The 382-nt window shown below is 68.6% G+C and carries 1 pseudogene; it reads left to right on the top strand.

Features of this window, described 5'->3' with window-relative positions:
• A pseudogene (locus EXE44_RS18500) lies at positions 1-382 on the top strand (ABC transporter permease); the annotation flags it as partial.

Raw genomic sequence — 382 nt, 5'->3', positions numbered from 1 at the left:
ACGACGATCATGCTCAACTTCGTCGCCGCGAACGTCGCGTACGTGCTCGTGTTGGAGGTGTTCCGCGCCGAGGGCTCCTCAGTGGTCGCCACCAGGTACGTCCCCGAATACGCCCAGTTCCTCCCGTGGCTGTTCCCGCAGTCCAGCGACTTCGCGCTGATCGCGCTCCTCGTCGGTGTCGTCTTCATCGGGGCGCTCTACTACTTCGTCGAGCACACGTCGCTCGGGTACGACCTCCGGACGAGCGGCGTCCAGGCGGCGGCCGCCGAGTACGGCGGCGTGAACGCGAAGCAGACGACCGTGCGGGCGATGACGCTGTCCGGCGCCCTCGGCGGCCTCGGCGGCTCGGTGTGGGTGCTGATGTCCGAGGGGCGGTGGATGG

Source organism: Halorubrum sp. SS7 (assembly GCF_005435055.1).
GTDB classification, from domain to species: Archaea; Halobacteriota; Halobacteria; order Halobacteriales; family Haloferacaceae; genus Halorubrum; species Halorubrum salinarum.
Note: the sequence above shows the minus strand (reverse complement) of the source record. Positions and strands in the feature narration are given on the sequence as shown.